The sequence below is a fragment of the Erwinia sp. S43 genome (assembly GCF_016624745.1).
In the GTDB taxonomy this organism is placed as follows: domain Bacteria; phylum Pseudomonadota; class Gammaproteobacteria; order Enterobacterales; family Enterobacteriaceae; genus Erwinia; species Erwinia coffeiphila.
The window spans coordinates 287,229-303,677 of sequence record NZ_JACVTX010000001.1 but is presented as its reverse complement, the minus strand read 5'-3'; the positions used below and the strand labels follow the sequence as shown (position 1 = coordinate 303,677).

13 protein-coding genes are annotated in these 16,449 nt (G+C 56.9%); 10 read left to right on the top strand and 3 right to left on the bottom strand.

The features are described from left to right. Positions 1 to 22 precede the first annotated feature (22 nt). From IBT47_RS01445 to IBT47_RS01435, 3 genes are read right to left on the bottom strand one after another with little or no spacing between them, the layout of a single operon-like run. A complete protein-coding gene (locus tag IBT47_RS01445; protein WP_200558853.1) occupies positions 23 to 865 on the bottom strand; it encodes a carbohydrate ABC transporter permease in 843 nt (280 codons plus the stop codon). Beyond that, a complete protein-coding gene (locus IBT47_RS01440) occupies positions 862 to 1,752 on the bottom strand; it encodes a carbohydrate ABC transporter permease (RefSeq protein WP_200558852.1) in 891 nt (296 codons plus the stop codon). The genes IBT47_RS01445 and IBT47_RS01440 overlap by 4 nt, the downstream gene beginning before the upstream one ends. Next, the gene (locus IBT47_RS01435) at positions 1,752 to 2,897 is read right to left on the bottom strand and encodes a Gfo/Idh/MocA family protein (protein WP_200558851.1); all 1,146 of its coding nucleotides are present in this window, start codon (positions 2,895 to 2,897) and stop codon (positions 1,752 to 1,754) included. The genes IBT47_RS01440 and IBT47_RS01435 overlap by 1 nt, the downstream gene beginning before the upstream one ends. Before the next feature lie 331 nt (positions 2,898 to 3,228). On the opposite strand from IBT47_RS01435, the gene IBT47_RS01430 reads away from it, so the two are divergent. From IBT47_RS01430 to IBT47_RS01385, 10 genes are all read left to right on the top strand, one after another. Then, positions 3,229 to 3,744, top strand: a complete 516-nt coding sequence (locus tag IBT47_RS01430; protein WP_200558850.1) for an RNA polymerase sigma factor — start codon at positions 3,229 to 3,231, stop codon at positions 3,742 to 3,744. A 64-nt stretch (positions 3,745 to 3,808) separates the two neighbouring features. Then, positions 3,809 to 4,798: a FecR domain-containing protein gene (locus IBT47_RS27200; protein WP_200558849.1), complete on the top strand. Its 990-nt coding sequence runs from the start codon at positions 3,809 to 3,811 to the stop codon at positions 4,796 to 4,798. Between the two features lie 197 nt (positions 4,799 to 4,995). Beyond that, a complete protein-coding gene (locus IBT47_RS01420) occupies positions 4,996 to 6,813 on the top strand; it encodes an ABC transporter ATP-binding protein/permease (protein ID WP_200558848.1) in 1,818 nt (605 codons plus the stop codon). A gap of 60 nt (positions 6,814 to 6,873) precedes the next feature. Continuing rightward, positions 6,874 to 9,372, top strand: a complete 2,499-nt coding sequence (locus IBT47_RS01415; protein WP_200558847.1) for a TonB-dependent receptor — start codon at positions 6,874 to 6,876, stop codon at positions 9,370 to 9,372. Between the two features lie 30 nt (positions 9,373 to 9,402). Next, complete coding sequence (locus IBT47_RS01410; protein WP_200558846.1) at positions 9,403 to 12,153, top strand: pitrilysin family protein; 2,751 nt, start codon at positions 9,403 to 9,405, stop codon at positions 12,151 to 12,153. Further along, positions 12,150 to 12,488 carry a thioredoxin gene (trxA, locus tag IBT47_RS01405; protein WP_200558845.1) on the top strand — a complete coding sequence of 113 codons (339 nt, stop codon included), beginning with the start codon at positions 12,150 to 12,152 and terminating at the stop codon, positions 12,486 to 12,488. Before IBT47_RS01410 ends, trxA begins: the two co-directional genes overlap by 4 nt. After that, positions 12,485 to 13,372, top strand: a complete 888-nt coding sequence (locus IBT47_RS01400; protein ID WP_200558844.1) for a hypothetical protein — start codon at positions 12,485 to 12,487, stop codon at positions 13,370 to 13,372. Before trxA ends, IBT47_RS01400 begins: the two co-directional genes overlap by 4 nt. Before the next feature lie 45 nt (positions 13,373 to 13,417). Further along, positions 13,418 to 14,530: a TlpA disulfide reductase family protein gene (locus tag IBT47_RS01395; RefSeq protein WP_200558843.1), complete on the top strand. Its 1,113-nt coding sequence runs from the start codon at positions 13,418 to 13,420 to the stop codon at positions 14,528 to 14,530. A gap of 280 nt (positions 14,531 to 14,810) precedes the next feature. After that, positions 14,811 to 15,167, top strand: a complete 357-nt coding sequence (locus IBT47_RS01390) for a cupin domain-containing protein (RefSeq protein ID WP_200546430.1) — start codon at positions 14,811 to 14,813, stop codon at positions 15,165 to 15,167. A 276-nt stretch (positions 15,168 to 15,443) separates the two neighbouring features. Next, a complete protein-coding gene (locus IBT47_RS01385; protein WP_200558842.1) occupies positions 15,444 to 16,436 on the top strand; it encodes an alpha/beta fold hydrolase in 993 nt (330 codons plus the stop codon). The last annotated feature ends 13 nt before the right edge of the window (positions 16,437 to 16,449 follow it).

The following is a 16,449-nucleotide window of genomic DNA, read 5'->3' as shown; positions in this document are numbered from 1 at the left end:
TTCCCCTGAATGAAAGATAAAATTAATGCTTAACGGCACCTTTGGTTAACCCATCGATTAAATACCGCTGTAGGACGACGAAAATCAGCAGTGCGGGAACGATGCCGACCAGACAGGCCGCCATTAATTCATTCCACTGCACGGTATTGCGGCCAAAGAAGTCGAAGATGCCGACCGCGATGGGCATGTATTCACGCTTTGAGTTAAAGGTCAGCGCGAAGATAAATTGATTGGCATAGCTGTTGATAAAGGTAATCACCGCCACGGCCACCAGCCCGGGTTTGATCAGCGGCAGGATGACACGGCGCAGAATATAGATCCGGCCTGCGCCGTCGCAGCGCGCCGCATCCTCCAGATCGCGGGGGATCTGCACCATATAGGTCCGCAGCAGCCACACCGCCGTGGGGATTAAAAACGCCGTGCCCGGAATGATCATCCCGGCATAGCTGTTCAGCATCCCCCAGGTTTTCATCATGCGGTACAGCGGGATCAGCAGTACCGCGCCTGAAAAGACGTTCACCCCCAGAAACAGCGCCCAGAAGTAGCGCACGCCGGGTATGGGCAGCCGGGTCAGCGCGTAGGCGGCGGGCACGGACAGTAGCAGCGTCAGCAGCGTTGAAACACCGGCGATCAGCACGCTGTTAAAGATGTAACGTGGCAGATACGGCACCCGCTGCCACATGTTTTGCCAGGCCTCCAGTGAAAAGTGCTGGGGCAAAGGATGCCAGGGCGCACGAAACAGCGAAGACAGCGGGCTGAATGCGGCTTTGACCGCCTCAAAAAAGGGAAACAGCAGCACCAGCAGAAACAGGAAAATGGCCGCATACAGCGCGATTTTTTCATGCAGACGATAGCGGTTAATCACGGACGTACTTCTCCCGGCTGCCGGGTTCGCAGCAGCGCAAAATAGCCAAAGGCAAACAGCAGCGTAACGACGGCGATCATCACGCTTTTCGCGGCACCCAGCCCGAAGCGGAAACTGCCAATCCCCGTACGGTAAGCGTCAATAATCAGCGTGTTGGTCGCATCCAGCGGCCCGCCGCGCGTCAGTATCCAGATGGCATCGAAAGCATTGAGAGTGAACAGCGAAGAGAGCACACCCATACTGGCGACTGCGGGCCACATCAGTGGCAGCGTGATGCGCTGCAGACGGTAGCCGCGCCCTGCTCCGTCCACCCATGCCGCCTCATACAAATCGCCCGGTATACCCTGCAGGGCTGCCAGCAGAAACAGCGCGACCATGGGAATACCGACCCAGATATCAGCAATCGCTGAGGCAAAAAAAGCGCTGTTGGGGAAGGCCAGAAACTCAAACGGCCCTTCCAGCAGGCCGCTGCGCTGGAGCAGGCCGGAAATCGCGCCGAACTGGCCGTTATACAGCCAGCTCCAGATGAACATGCTGATGGCCACCGGGATCACCCACGGCGGAATAATCAGCAGCCGGAACAGCTTTTTTCCCGCCAGTGAGGCATTCAGCAGCAGTGCGCCAATCAGGCCAAACAGCAGTTTCATTGCCACGGCAAACAGCGTCCACAGCAGCGTTCGCAGCAGCACGCTGAAAAAGTCGTCGTTAAGCAGAGTCCGGTAGTTCTGCCAGCCGACCCACTGATAGCTCTGCCGCAGCGAGGCATTGGTAAACGACAGGATCACGGTGTTAATCAGCGGCCACAGCACCAGAGCCAGCAGATAGAACACGGCCGGAGCCATCAGCAGCAGCGCCAGCCGCCTGTCGCGGCGATACGAGCGGGACATCAGGCTTCGCCGTTCAGCGCCGCGTCAAAACGCCGCCAGCTTTCGGTCAGATCCAGCAGGCTGCCGCTGCGGCGCGCTTCATCTATTTTGATTGCCGTCAGCCCTGCCTCCAGCGCGTCGATTACCGATACCGGCAGCGGATGGTTATGCAGCAGATGATCGACAATGTCCTTCACCATCCGCTCATCGCCGCCGTAGTGATGGCCCAGTTCGGTGCGGGCATAGTGATGGTTATCGACGATTTTTTCGCCGTCCGGCGAGCGGTGAACCTGCAGGGTATTGCGGATGAAATCGCCCTCTGCGGTGGCCGTAGTACCCACGATACAGAAGCGGCGGAACAGATCCGGCACGTTGAGGTTGGCGTGAAATGCCATGGTTGCACCGTTCTGGTATTCAATAATCGCCGTCTGGTAATCCACGATATCGCCGTCGTTATCAAATACGGCCGTGCTGCCCTGCCAGCCCGCCGGTTTGCTGTGGTGAATATCTTCCCGCTCCAGCGCCGCATTTTCCGGCACGAACAGCTTTCTACCGCCGAAGCTGGCCACGCGAACGGCGCGCGCGCCGACGATCCCCTGGTAGATATCCAGGTCGTGGCAGCATTTCTCCAGCAGGAAACCGCCGGAATATTTCTCGTAGCGCCGCCAGTCGCGCATAAAGAACGCGCCGTGATAAGGCGGGATATGTTCAGAGGCTTCAATGCTGGAGATTTCGCCCAGCGTACCGTTGGTTTTAAGGGCTTTGAGGTCGGCATACAGCGGCGTGTAGCGCATCACCAGCCCGACCAGAATGCGGTCTGCGCCAAAGCGATGAATCAGACGGGCCAGCGCCAGGGTCTGTTCTTCACTGGCGACGATCGGTTTTTCGCACAGCACCCGGTGGCCGGCTTCCAGCGCGGCGGTGATATGTTCAAGATGCAGATGATTCGGCGACCCGATCAGCACTAAATCCAGATCGGGCACGGCAAGCAGTTCATCGATCGCGGAGAACGCTTTTCCGGTGTTTACCCCAAATTCCTTGGTGTAGGGCAATCCAACCGGCTCAGGATCGGCATAGCCGACGATCTCCAGATTGGGCACCAGTTCGGAAAAAATCCTTGCCACATAACCCAGGCGCAGCCCCAGACCGATAATTGCAATTTTCACTTTTTACATCCGCCGTATGGATTGAATTAAACAACGGCAGAGGGTAAATAGCCTGTTATCTGAAAGATAATAATAATTATGGGTTACGTATGCAGAATTACAGATATAGCCAACTCATTACAATTCATAAAGTTAGAGATTTAAATAATCATGGGTGATGACAATTAAAATATTCTTAACCGATTCGTAATGTCGCGTGTTGCGGTACTTTTCCGTCCGTTGAAAAATGATATACGAATATCATATAACGCAAAGACTGTAACTTTTTCATGCGCTGTGCCACTTTGTCGCCAACCGGGGTTGGTTTCAACCATTCTAATAAGGCACCGCTATGTTAGCCAAAGAAGCTGACGTCAACATTGTTGATGTTTTTGTCGACGTTTACGCCACGCTGTTTAAAATTGTGAGCTATCGCACTGGCGCAACCCATATTGCCCAGGACATTACTCAGGAGATCTACTTCAAGATCATCAACGTAGCCAATGAGTTCCCGCAGTACAGCGATGCCAGGAATTACCTGATTCGCGTTGCGTTAAATGCGTCAAACGACTATCGTCGTAACGAAAAGCGACGGGAACAGATCCTCAGCGGCGCACTCCATCTGTTCGAGAGCTATTCGCCCTCACCGGAAGACAGCCACTACAGCGTGGAGAAAATTAATCTTCTTGATGCCGCGCTGTCTGAACTCCCTGAAAAGTGCCGCGAGATCCTCTACCTCAACCGCGTTGAGGGGCTGACCCATAAAGAGATCGCCAAACGGATGGATATCTCTATCAGTCTGGTTGAAAAATATGCGGTCAGAACGCTGATCCAGTGCCGCGACGTGATTAAAAAGTCCGGGGGATGACCGCTTCACGCTTTGGCAACACCATGAATTTATGGAATATTAAGCTCCGAAACGGAAAATAACTGTGGCGCTCAATAACGATCCCTGTAGGCACGAGGACGAAGTTCTGGAAGATGAAGCCATCCACTGGCTGGTCAGAATGATGTCCGGCAGCTTCTCGTCCGCCGAATTAAAACAGTTTGAAGCCTGGCGTCGGACCAGCCCGGAGCATCAGGCTGCGCTTTCGCGGGCGACCGATCTGTGGGTGCAGCTCGGCAAACCGCTGGAAGCCAGCCATCGTGCGATCCTCTATCCTGCCGACAGTGTTGTTGCCTCCGGCTGGCCTTTTGCCCTGCCGCCAAAACGGGCGATGATGGCGCTTTTTTTACTGGTTATCAGCACGATGGGCTGCTACCAGTGGATGAGCTACTGGCGCTTTAACTATGCTACCCGGCTGGGCGAGTTTCGTGAGGTGTCGCTCAATGACGGCAGCACCATGTGGCTGAATACCGACAGCGCGGCCAACGTTGAGATCAGCGGCTCCCAGCGTCACGTGACCCTGGCGCGCGGCGAAGCCTTTTTTGACGTGAAGCACGATGAGCAACTCCCGTTCACCGTTGACGCCGGCAGCGGCCATATCCGCGTACTGGGAACCGCGTTTGGCGTGAAGATTGACGGCGAAAATACCGTGGTTACCGTGCAGCGCGGCAAAGTCAGCGTGTCCGGCGACCGGCAGAAAACCGTGACCGTTGACCCGGACCGGTCGGTTACCCTGAACCCCAGCGATAACAGCCTGACGGTGGCGCAGGTTGACGCCGCGCGGCAGCTCGCCTGGCAGAAAGGCCTGCTGATTTTTGAAAACAACACGCTTAACGAAATTGTTCACACCCTGGGCCACTACGACAGCCGGGCGGTGTATCTGGATTATCCGCAGAAAGATACGCTGCGCCTGAATGCCAGCATCAATATTGCCCGCGTTGACGACTGGTACAGCCAGCTGGAAAAAGCGCTGCCGCTGCGTGTGACCCGCCTTGGCCCGGTGATCTGGATACGTCAGGCACCTGACGCAGGCTGATTTTCGCAGCACGCCAGTCGCCGCCGCAAAATTTTTTCCCTCCTGCTGATTGCAGATTCGCTACACCCCACGCGTTCTAAATGAGACACGTTCATCCTCTCCGTAACCGGGGAGGATGCCAAACCGTCTAAACGTTAAGGTGAAGTAATGCGTACTGGCAACGATCCTGCCTGCGAGATCTCTCCGGGAGCTGTGCGATGAAAGACAGCAAAACCCCCGAAATTAATAAAAAAGATTACCGTATCTCCCGCCTGCTGATGCGCCGGATAGGGATGCTGACGTTTCCGTTCTGGCGGCAGCGCGATCACCGCCGCTGGTGGCTGCTGATGTCGGTGCTGTTGCTGATGACGCCCTCGTTTGCCGCCATCGGTTACTGGACCGCTAACCTGACGGCCGAGATGACCAACGCCATTGTGGCGCGCAAGCAGAGTACCTACGCCAGCCTGTTCTGGCTGATCACCGCCGTTACTGTGGCGACCTGGTTCATTCAGTCGGTGATGTATTACATGAGCAGCGTGCTGATTGTGCGCTGGCGCAGCTGGCTGACCGACTGGCTGGTGAGCCGCTACCTGCGCCACCGCACCTACTACAACATCACGGTGCATGAGGATCTGGATAACCCCGACCAGCGTATTCAGGGCGATGTTGACCCGTTTGTCACCGTACTGACCGGCATCCCACTGCAAATCATCAGCCAGCTGATGGGGCTGCTCACCGGCGGAATTATTATTGCGTCGATCAGCGAAACAATGATGTGGTACGTGATTATCTACGCGGTGATTTCCACCGCGATAACCCTGGTGATGTACACCCCGATGATTCGGCTGAATTTTAACAGCACGGTCGCGGAAGCCGATTTACGCTACGGCCTGCTGCACGTCCGGGATAATGCGGAAACCGTGGCGTTTTATCGCGGTGAAAAGACGGAAAAGAAGCAGATTGACGGACGGCTGGCCAGCGCCACCGACAGCCGGATGGCCATTCTGATCTACCAGCTGAAAATGTCGATGATCAACTTCGGTATGGGCCAGCTGTGGAACCTGGCGCCGTTCTTTCTGATCGCCCCGCTGTTTTTTGAAAACAAAATTGAGTTCGGTGCCATTGCCATGGCCACCACCGCCGCCACGCAGATGATGACCGCCCTGACCACCCTGTCCCAGTTTATCCCGACTATCGCCAGTATGGCACCGAGCGCGGTACGCCTTGCGCAGATTGTCGAACGCTTTGATGAACTGGACCAGCAGCGTGAAGATGAAAAGCAGCACAGCATCCGCATCCGGCGCGGCCCGCTGATCGCCCTGTATAACGTCAGCCTGGAAACGCCGGGCGGAGAGCAGGCGCTGGTGCAGGATCTCTCGTTGACCGTTTCGCCCGGTGAACATCTGCTGATCCAGGGGCAGACCGGGGTCGGTAAAAGCTCGCTGCTGCGCGCGATGGCCGGGCTGTGGCAGCGTGGGCGCGGAGAAATCGTCATGCCCGCGATTGAAGAGTGCTTTTTCCTGCCGCAGCGTCCCTACATGATTCTGGCTAACCTGCGTGCCCAGCTGCTGTATCCCAACACTGAACGCGAGGTGTCGGATGATGAGCTTCAGGCCTGCCTGAAGAAGGTCAGCCTGCCCGACCTCTGCGAGAAATACGGCGATTTCAACAGTGTGCGCGACTGGGGGAAAGTGCTGTCGCTCGGCGAGCAGCAGCGGATTGGCTTTGCCCGCGTGCTGCTCGCCAGGCCCCGGTTCGCCTTCCTCGACGAAGCCACCAGCGCGGTGGATATCGATACTGAACGCCGTCTTTATCTGCTGCTGGCCGATATCGGCACCACCTTTATCAGCGTCGGGCATCGCCCTTCAATTACCGAATTCCATAAAGAAATGCTGCTATTACAGCCGAAAGGAAAATGGTGTATTGACCTGAATACGTCCGTTATTGATGTTCAGCAGCAGCAGGAACATCAATTAAATCCGCCTGAAAAAAAACGTGAAGAAGTTATTTTTAAAGGCAGTGAGGTTTTTAAATAGTCATTACGTTTTATTTAAAACAGTCATGACTCCGGGGATTCAATGGTGAAGCAAGGCAAGATGAATATAAAAACATTGTCGTTAATGATAGCAGCAGCGTTATTTTTACCCTCATCAGTAGTTTATTCCGCTTCTGCGGAAAATACGCAGCAATCGACGAATTCGCTAACGGAATATCACATACCGGCCGGTAATTTAGGCACCGCGCTGCTGCAGTTCAGTATGCAGAGCGGGCTACAGTTAATTGCGCCCAGCAGCTTAACCGACGGACACGCAACTCAGGGAGTGAGTGGGAAATTCAGCGCAACGCAGGCGCTGAACCAGCTGCTGGCGGGCAGCGCGTTAAGCTTTACTCTCGACAGCCAGAATAACGCCGTCACGCTGATCGGCACGCCGTCCGGCGGCGGTGCAAACGTGCTGGATGCGGTGAGGGTGGACGCCGATGCCACCGTCGCGGAAGGCGGCGGCAACGGCAGTACCGATGTGACAGCCACCGAGGGCAGCGACAGCTACACCACCACGGCGGTCAGCATCGGCTCGAAAACACCACAGTCGCTGAAGGAAACGCCGCAAAGCGTTAGCGTCATTACCAGCAAGCAAATTAAAGATCAGAACCTGACCGATCTGGATGGCGTAATGTCAAAAGTGGCCGGGATCACCGTCAGGCAAACCGGTGGCAACGAGGAATATTATTCGCGCGGCTGGCGGGTCACCAATATTCAGCTGGACGGCGGCACGCCTATTCAGCTGTATGACAATATCTCCAACGGCGACAGTTCTTTCTCCTCTTTCGATATGTCGATGTTTGACCATGCGGAAATTCTGCGCGGCGGCGACAGCCTGAACAGCGTCGGCAGCAGTTCTCCCGGCGGCAGTATTAACCTGACTCGTAAACGACCGCTGGATCACGGCCAGGTTGCGGTTAGTGTACAGGCCGGTTCGTGGAATGACTATCGCTCGTCGGTTGATGTCACCGGCCCGCTGGCGTTTGATGGCAAACTGCGCGGCCGCGCCGTCGCCACCTGGCAGGATAAGGATCAGTATTATCATCCCTCCGGCGACAGCACCCGCCTGCTTTACGGTATTCTCGAAGCCGATCTGACGCCCACCACGCTGTTTTCTGTCGGCGGCAGCTACACGCAGAAAAAGAATCTGCCGTGGGAAGGCGGCCTGTCGCGCTATCAGTCCGGCGCGGACGCGCATTACGCCCGGGATACCAGCCTGGCCCTGCCGTGGAGCCATCGTCAGCTGATCTCCCGCGAACTGTTTACCCAACTGAAACAGGAGCTGGGGGAACACTGGGCGCTGAATTCTCAACTGACTTACTTCAGTCAGGACTACACCAATCGCCAGGGATCGCTGGTGGGCGCAGTGCCGGATCTGATCGACGATGCGCGCTATACCGATATGAACGCGGAGGATGCCATCGGCAAGCAGTATCTGGCCGATGCCAATCTGGTGGGAAAGTTTGATGTTTTCTCCCTGCCGCAGCAGGTTTCCTTCTCCGGCAGCTATCAGAAAAACAAGTATACCGGCACCTCATATAACCGCGCCTACGGCGATGCCTCTCTCTCTGTTCCCGAACCCGACTGGGAGCCAGAAGGCTCAACCCTCGCCCGCTATAACAGCGCGAACCTGATGGCGAAAATTGACGCCGTACTGCTGGCCTTTCTGCCGGATCTGCACTTCCAGTCCGCAGTTCGCTGGGATCGCTACGACGCCAACTATCAGGTGGTGGATGTCGTCGGGCTTAATGTGAAAACGTCACGCACGTCGGTGCCTTACTACGCGCTGCGCTACGACTTTTCACCGGAATGGTCGGTGTACGGCAGCTATACCGATCTTTATCAGTTCCAGGCCTATATGCGCACCGCCAACGATACGCCGCTGCCGCCGATGACCGGCAGTACCAAAGAGATCGGGGTGAAATACAGCAACGGATCGACCAACGCCTCGCTTTCCGCCTACCGCGCCCTGCGTCGTGACGGTGCGCAGTTCGATAGCCTGAATTTCAACTGCTCTCTCGGCTGCTATCGCCTGAGCAGTGCTGAAGAAACCAGTGAAGGGGTTGATTTCGATATTACCGGTGAACCACTGCCGCGCTGGTCGGTGAATTTTGGTTATTCCTATAACAACAATAAAACCCGTCCCGACCCGGAAAGCACCAGTCAGGACAAAACGCTGTCGTCCTTTACACCGAAGCATATGTTCAAGCTGTGGAATGATTTTCAGCTCAGCGGCAACGAATATCTGAATAAAACCCGCGTCGGTTTGGGCGTGATTGCGCAGACCCGCAGCTTCACCGCCGGTGAAGTGTGCGGCAAGGTCAATGCCGACGGCACCTGCGACGATAACTACGTGGCCTACCAGTTTGGTCAGGGTTTCTACAGCGTGTTTTCTGCCCGCACCGCGTACAAGTTTAACGACCAGTGGTCGGTGGCGCTCAACGTCAACAACCTGTTCGATCGCCGCTATTACGGCACCACCGGCGGCGTGGACTCCGGTAACTGGTACGGTGCGCCGCGCAATGTGGTGGTTAGCGTTGACGGGACATTCTGATAATCAGCAGCAGGTTAATCGAGAGTTTGCATGAATACACAAAATCTGAACGAACAGCATAGCGCAGGAGCGCTGTCGGATAGCGATACGCTGGCCATTCCCTGTGAAACTTTCACCCTGGAAAACGGCTTAACCGTGATCGTTCACGAAAATCACCAGTCGCCGGTGGTGGCGGTGAACGTCTGGTATCGCGTGGGGGCGAAGGATGAGCCCGCAGGGAAAACCGGCTTTGCCCATCTGTTCGAGCATCTGATGTTTGGCGGCAGTGGCAACCTGCCCGGCTCGTATCTGGAACGGATGCTCGAGGCCGGAGCATTACAGGTGAACGGCACCACCAGCCGCGATCGCACCAATTATTATCAGACCGTACCGCTGGAGGCGCTGGATTTTGCCCTGTTTGCGGAATCCGATCGCATGGGGCATTTTCTTGAAGGACTCCAGCAGGACGTGCTGGATCGCCAGCTAAACGTGGTGCTGAACGAAAAACAGGAGCGTGAAAGCGCCCCCTATGGCATGGCGTCGGTACGTAGTATCAAGGCTTGCTTCCCGGTCGGCCATCCCTACGCGCATACCGTGCTGGGCGAAGAAGCCGATCTTAAAAATGCCACGCTGGAGGATGCCCGCGCCTGGTTCCAGCGCTGGTATCGCCCTTCAAACGCAGTGCTGACGCTGGCTGGGGCCATTGATTTGGCAACGGCAAAAGAAAAAGTCAGCCGATTTTTTGCACATATCCCAACGGGCGAGCCGCTACAGCGCCCCGCAGTTTGGGTCAGTGCGATCCAGGGCGGGCGCAGGGAGATCCTCGAAGATCGGGTGACCCATGCCCGCGTGATGCTGAGCTGGAATTTACCGCCGTACGGTGATGCGGATACCACCGCCCTGCTGCTGCTGCCGCAGCTTTTGACCCACGGCGTGCTGTCGGTGATGCACCGGCAGCTGGTACAGGAGTCGGCGATAGCGACCTTTGTAAATGCGTGGATCGATCCGGGGCTGGTGTGCAGCCAGCTGACCATTTCGGCCCAGGCCCAGAACGGTGCTTCTCCCGCTGAACTGGAGGCGGCGATTCTGGCAATTCTGGCCGATTTTATCGCCAGCGGCACCCCGGCAGATAACCTGGAACGGGTACGTGAGGTTTATCTGACCAGCGCGCTGAAAAGCTATTCGACGGTGACGGATATCGCCGATCTGCTCTCTTTCAGCGTCGGCATGCTCGGCGATGCGCAGGGCTACAGCCGGTTGCTGAACAGCGTTGCGACCGTCAGCGGCGAGACGCTTCGCCAGACCGCCGCACGCTGGTTAAATGAAGACCGCTACAGTCTGCATATTATTCCGTTCACCGCCCGCAGTGCGGAAATTCCGTCGCCGCCACGAGAAGTGCCGCCGATCGTACTATCCGGTGAGTTCGCCCAGCCTGAGCTGCAGCGTGCGCGGCTGGATAACGGCATGCCGGTTATTTTCTCCTCCCGCCCGCAGCAGCCGGAAACGCTGATCTCGCTGGTTATCCCGCGCGGTTCTTCGTGGGATGTATTTGCCACGGCGGGGGCCGGACAGCTGCTGAGCCAGCTGCTTTCTGAATGCGGAGCCGGGGATTTCACCGCCGATGAGATAGCCGATCGCGCTGAGCGCCTGGGCGCGGATATGGATATCAGTATCGGCCAGGACAATATGCTGGTTACGCTGCGGGCGCTGACTTCTCGTCTGGGCGAATCGCTGGCACTGTTCTCTGCCCGCGTGCGTCACAGCCACTTTACCGAACAGGAGTTTGAACGCAGCCGCAGTCGTAAAATTAATCGACTGGAATCCCACCTCAACACGGCGGACGGCATGGTTTCCCTGCTGCTGTCGCAGACTTTGTTCTCCGCCGGGCACCCTTACGCCCAGCCGCTGTTCGGCTCCGGTACGCCCGCCACGCTGGCGGAGATGAGCTTTACCGGTCTGTCAGAACATCAGCAGCGGCTGCTGGTGCCGGACGGCGCGCAGCTTGTGATTGCCGGTAGCGGTGATTTCGATGCCCTCATCAGCCAGCTGAATACGCTGTTTGGCGACTGGCGCAGTGAATCCGCCAGCGAAAGCCTGGTTCTGCCGGCACTGACCGCCAGTGCGGCCGTCGTGTATCTGATTGATAAACCTGGAGTAAGCCAGACGACCATCGCCGCCGCCTCGCTGATCCCACCGGGTGAAACGCAGGACGATGCGGCTTTCAACCTGCTGCATGAGGCGCTGCTCAACGGCTTCGCTTCCCGGCTTAACGCCTCGCTGCGTGAAGAACATAACTGGACCTACGGCGTTCACGGCATCCTGACCCAGGCCAGAGCCGCACGGATTCAGGGGTTCTACACCACCGTGCAGGCCGACTGCAGCGGCGATGCCCTGAATGAAGTCTGGCATCAGCTGACGGCGATCGACGGCGAGCGGCCCGTAACGGCGGAAGAGCTGGAAAAATTCCGCCGGGGAGAGCTGCTGCGGCTGCGCGGCGGTTCGGAGGGCGTAGGTCAGCAGCTGCAGGATGTCCGCTTTATCGTTGTCCAGCAAAAAACCGATGACTACTGGCAACGATATGCGCAACAGCTGTCCGCCCTGACCACCGACGATCTGCAACGGCTGGCGGCGACCTTAATCAAGCCGCTAGATATGGCGTGGGTGGTGGTGGCGGACATGGCTGAGGCAGAAGCGGATATCTGTCGCGCACTGCCGCCAGAACTGCCGGTCATCCGATTGAAAGACAACGACTTACCGGGACTGAGCTCGCTCAACGTTCTACCGCAGGAGACAGCGCTGTGACAGAAAAAACCGACGATCAACATGCGGACCTGCTGGGCGATCTGCTGGCCGGAGAGGCAACGGTGCTGCTGGATTTTTGGGCCGAATGGTGCCAGCCCTGCCAGATGATTGCCCCGCTGATCGATGAAACGGCGCGGCAGCGCAACGGAGAACTGGCGGTGGTGAAGGTCAACATCGACGAGCGGCCCGAGATTGCCAGCCTGCTGGCGGTTCGCAGCATTCCGACGCTGATCCTGTTCCGTCACGGTAGTGAAGTGGCGCGCTACAGCGGCGTGATGAATAAACTGCGCCTGAACGCCTGGCTGGGACAATCAGACAAGGGACCCGCCGTATGAGTATCGCCTTTGGCGGCAGCCCGCAACGAAAACAGCAGGTGCTCAGCCAGCTTGAAAACAGCTGGCTGAGCGGAAAAATTCATCCTCACGGCGCTTTCTGGCAGGGCGAGTCCGGCACCTTCAGCGGCTGCGCGGTGCGCGGCGGGCTGGACGATTACGTTAGCGTGACCGGCCTCCCCGCGTCTTTTGCCCTGCTCGCCGACCGGCTTGCGTTTGAGGATGAGGCGTTCGATATCCACTGGGCGCGAGAGTGGTTTACCTCTCTGGCTGCGGGCCAGGATCTCAGCGGCATTGAACCCGCGATGTTAAGCGCACTGCTGGGCACGGTGCAGGAACAACTGGAAGTGTGCCGCGAAGAGATTGCACCGCCGATCCTGACTCTGCTGGAGAGGCTGACGGCGCTGCATCGCGCCAGCCCGCCGCTGCCGGGGAACGCTGCGCCCTGGCAGAGTGTGCAGCAGGCGGTAATGGATTTGCCGCAGTCGCCGGATGATTCGATATTGAATTATTACCTTATCGCACTTCTGGAAGCGCTGTGCTGGCCGCTCGCTGAGTCGGTCACCCTGTTTACCGACCTGCTGTCGCCCGTACAGGGCCTTAACTACCATGTTGCCAGGATACGCTGCGGTTGGAGTGCTCAGTGGCAGCAGCGCGAGCAGGAAATTAATCAACGCTTTGAAGAAGCGCTGGCGAATCACACTGCCAATCAAGCCGGAGAATATTCAGAAGAGCAGCTGACAACGCTGCGCAGCGATATTGTCGGCAGGCTTATCGCCGACAATCCCGATTATTTCACACTGATCGACAATATAGAGAAACAGATCCGAGAGGATCGCGAACGGCTGAAAGCGCAATTCATCACCCTGCTGGCAGGTCACTATTAAATCCCCTGCGCGAATAAGCAGGCAGTTAACATTACCGGAGTCACTATGTCAGTTAACCCGTTATTTATCGGCGATGCCGCGCCTTCATTCCCACGCCTGGAATTTATCAAGGGGCAGGCGTTTACCGCGTTTGAACCCGGCCAGGTTTATGTACTGGAGTGCTGGGCTACCTGGTGCGGGCCTTGTGTCGCCACCTTCCCGCATCTCAGCCAGCTACAGCAGCAATATCCGCAGGTGACGATACTCGGTGCCGCGATCTGGGAAGACGATATTAACGAAGTGCGTCAATTCGCCAGCGAACGCGAGGCTGAAATGGGCTATACCCTGGCCTTTAACCCGGCGGCAACGGCAGAACAGCCGGGTGATATCCCCGGCAGCTGGCTGAAGCCAAGCTGGCAGGAGGGTATCCCCACGGCTTTCCTGATTGACCGGCAGGGCCGTATCGCCTGGTTTGGTCACCCAATGGAGCTGGATGCGCCGCTGGCCGAGGTTGTCGCCGGTACGTTTGATATTGAACGTGCGGCCAGTGAGTACCGGCAGTGGGTAAAAGACAGCATGGTGGCGGAAAGGAAAGTGCTGGAAAAGCAGCTGATAGCCTTCTCCGCCGATAAAGATCTGCCTGGCGCGATTGCCGCCTGCGAAGCCGCATTCGCTGAGAATCCGGGCCTGGAACAGGTGCTGGGGCTGGAGAAACTGGCCCTGATGCTGCGGCTGCCCTGCGGAGATGCGGCGCTGAGCTACGCCCGCCAACTGAAAGAAAAATTCGGCGACTCGACGGAAAGACTCCGCCAGGATCTCGGCTATATCATCGTTGACGGTATAGAGGTGAATCCGGAAATCGATCGTCAGGATGCCCTGCTCGCCTTTGCCGCCGATACGCTTCTGGAAGCTGAAAGCCAGGCGGTGGAAAGCGGTGAATGGATCACCCGGTGCCATATCGCCCGCAGCCTGACGCTGGTCAGATTCCGGCAGGAAGCCTGGCAGGATGCGCATCAGTATGCACTGAAGGCAATAGACGCGGCGCAGCACGCTGGCCTGCATGAGGATATTATCCAGGCGCTTAACGATCTGGCCGCGCAGTGCCAGAAGAATATCCCGGCGGAGGATAAGCCAGGTAAAAAGGTAGTCTGCGACGGCGATCGCTGCTGGCTGGAGTAAGCTACGCCAACGGGCGACGACCGGGCAATAAGCCTGCTGTCGCCAGGTGCTGAAAAAGGTTGCCCCGCTCCTGACGGACAACGGGCGACCTTTTCCCGGCATAGCAAAAATTTCCTGCCTTAACCTCGCTCATTTTCGCGTGAAAATGTTAAACCCCTGCCGATAAATCAGACCATCTGCTTAATCAATTCGCTAATCTTAATGCCATCACGTCATTAATCTGATTTTTTTCATCACCTTACGATGTTGCTCCGGCATCCACTGCAAGGAATACCCTGAAATGAAAGTACAGAAAATTGCACAACCCGCCGCCATTGAATCCCTTGAAGCGTGCGGTAGCGTGGAAGGTTTACCGGGCAGCCCGCCGATTAAGGTCTTTGGGCTGGAGAAAAAAATCCCCGGCAAGGAGGATATCGATACCGGTATCTTTGAATGCTCGGCGGGCAGCTATCGTCGCGGCGTGAAGCAGGCGGAAGTCATGCATATTCTCAGCGGCAGTGGCACCTTCACCACCGACGGTGAAGAACCGGTCAGCTTTAAAGGCGGCGATACGCTGTTTTTCGAAGCCAATACGCAGGGAACCTGGGTGGTGGAAACGCAGATGCGTAAGGTTTATGTGATTTTTGACGCCAACTGATCGGCCCCAAAGTTATCCTCCATTTTACCCCATCAACACGCGCAACGGTCAGCGACAGTGGCTGACCGCAAATTAACGTGTTGACCCCACCGAACATGACTATCACGCACCGCACGCAATCCTCGCTCCGGGCTGTCCTGCGGGATTTTTGTATCACACTGTATCTGCCTTATTAAGCGATACAGGTTGATGCACAACCCGCAAAGATAAAAACATTCCGCATACATCAGCGTGTTTTCATAGCCTCAACAAACAAAACAACTCCTGAGGTACACAATGAAAACACGCATATCGCCATTACTGCTGGGCACCATGGCTATGATTGCAGCCTGCCAGGCATCAGCAACGCAGACGGTTCAGGACTACAGCACCGGATTTGAACAGATTAAGCAGATTAATGCGGGCGTGCTGAACGTCGGCTATGTGGATATCGGCCCACGCGATGGTCAGCCGGTTATTCTGCTGCACGGCTGGCCCTACGATATTCAAAGTTACTCCCGGGTGGCACCGCAACTGGCGGCTAAAGGTTATCGGGTGATTGTTCCATGGCTGCGCGGCTACGGCGCCACGCGCTTCCTGTCGGATAAAACCCCGCGCAACGGCGAACCGGCGGCAATGGCGAAGGACGTGGTCGATCTGATGAATGCCCTGAATATCAGGCAGGCGGTTTTCGCCGGTTATGACTGGGGGGCACGCACCGCCGATATTGTCGCGGCCCTGTGGCCGGAACGCGTTAAGTCTCTGGTATCGGTAAGTGGCTATCTGATTGGTAGCCAGGAGCTTGGCCGTAAACCGCTGCCGCCGCAGGCCGAACTGCAGTGGTGGTATCAGTTTTACTTCGCCACCGAACGCGGTGCTAAAGGCTATGCTGAAAACACCAAAGATTTTGCCCGGCTGATCTGGCAGCAGGCGTCGCCAGGCTGGAAATTCACCGATGCCACCTTCGAGAAAAGCGCCCGCGCGCTGGACAATCCCGACCACGTCGCGATCACTCTCAGTAACTACCGCTGGCGGTTAGGTCTGGAAAAGAGTGAAGAAAAGTACGCGGACTATGAACAAAAGCTGGCGGCGCTCCCCACTATCGGCGTACCGACCATCACCATTGAAGGCGATAACAACGGTGCACCGCATCCGGCCCCGGCGGCCTATCGGGCTAAGTTCAGCGGGAAATATGAACACCGCACGTTTAGCGGTAATATCGGACACAATCCTCCGCAGGAAGATCCTGAGCGATTCGTTCAGGCCGTCGTTGACGCAGCGGGCATGTAACTAAGGAGCCTCC

Excerpts from the sequence above, each read along its gene's own strand:
- IBT47_RS01440 (WP_200558852.1), bottom strand. The coding sequence starts at position 1,752 with ATGTCCCGCTCGTATCGCCGCGACAGGCGGCTGGCGCTGCTGCTGATG.
- IBT47_RS01430 (WP_200558850.1), top strand. The coding sequence starts at position 3,229 with ATGTTAGCCAAAGAAGCTGACGTCAACATTGTTGATGTTTTTGTCGAC.
- IBT47_RS01420 (WP_200558848.1), top strand. The coding sequence starts at position 4,996 with ATGAAAGACAGCAAAACCCCCGAAATTAATAAAAAAGATTACCGTATC.
- IBT47_RS01415 (WP_200558847.1), top strand. The coding sequence starts at position 6,874 with ATGAATATAAAAACATTGTCGTTAATGATAGCAGCAGCGTTATTTTTA.
- IBT47_RS01410 (WP_200558846.1), top strand. The coding sequence starts at position 9,403 with ATGAATACACAAAATCTGAACGAACAGCATAGCGCAGGAGCGCTGTCG.
- IBT47_RS01400 (WP_200558844.1), top strand. The coding sequence starts at position 12,485 with ATGAGTATCGCCTTTGGCGGCAGCCCGCAACGAAAACAGCAGGTGCTC.
- IBT47_RS01395 (WP_200558843.1), top strand. The coding sequence starts at position 13,418 with ATGTCAGTTAACCCGTTATTTATCGGCGATGCCGCGCCTTCATTCCCA.
- IBT47_RS01390 (WP_200546430.1), top strand. The coding sequence starts at position 14,811 with ATGAAAGTACAGAAAATTGCACAACCCGCCGCCATTGAATCCCTTGAA.
- IBT47_RS01385 (WP_200558842.1), top strand. The coding sequence starts at position 15,444 with ATGAAAACACGCATATCGCCATTACTGCTGGGCACCATGGCTATGATT.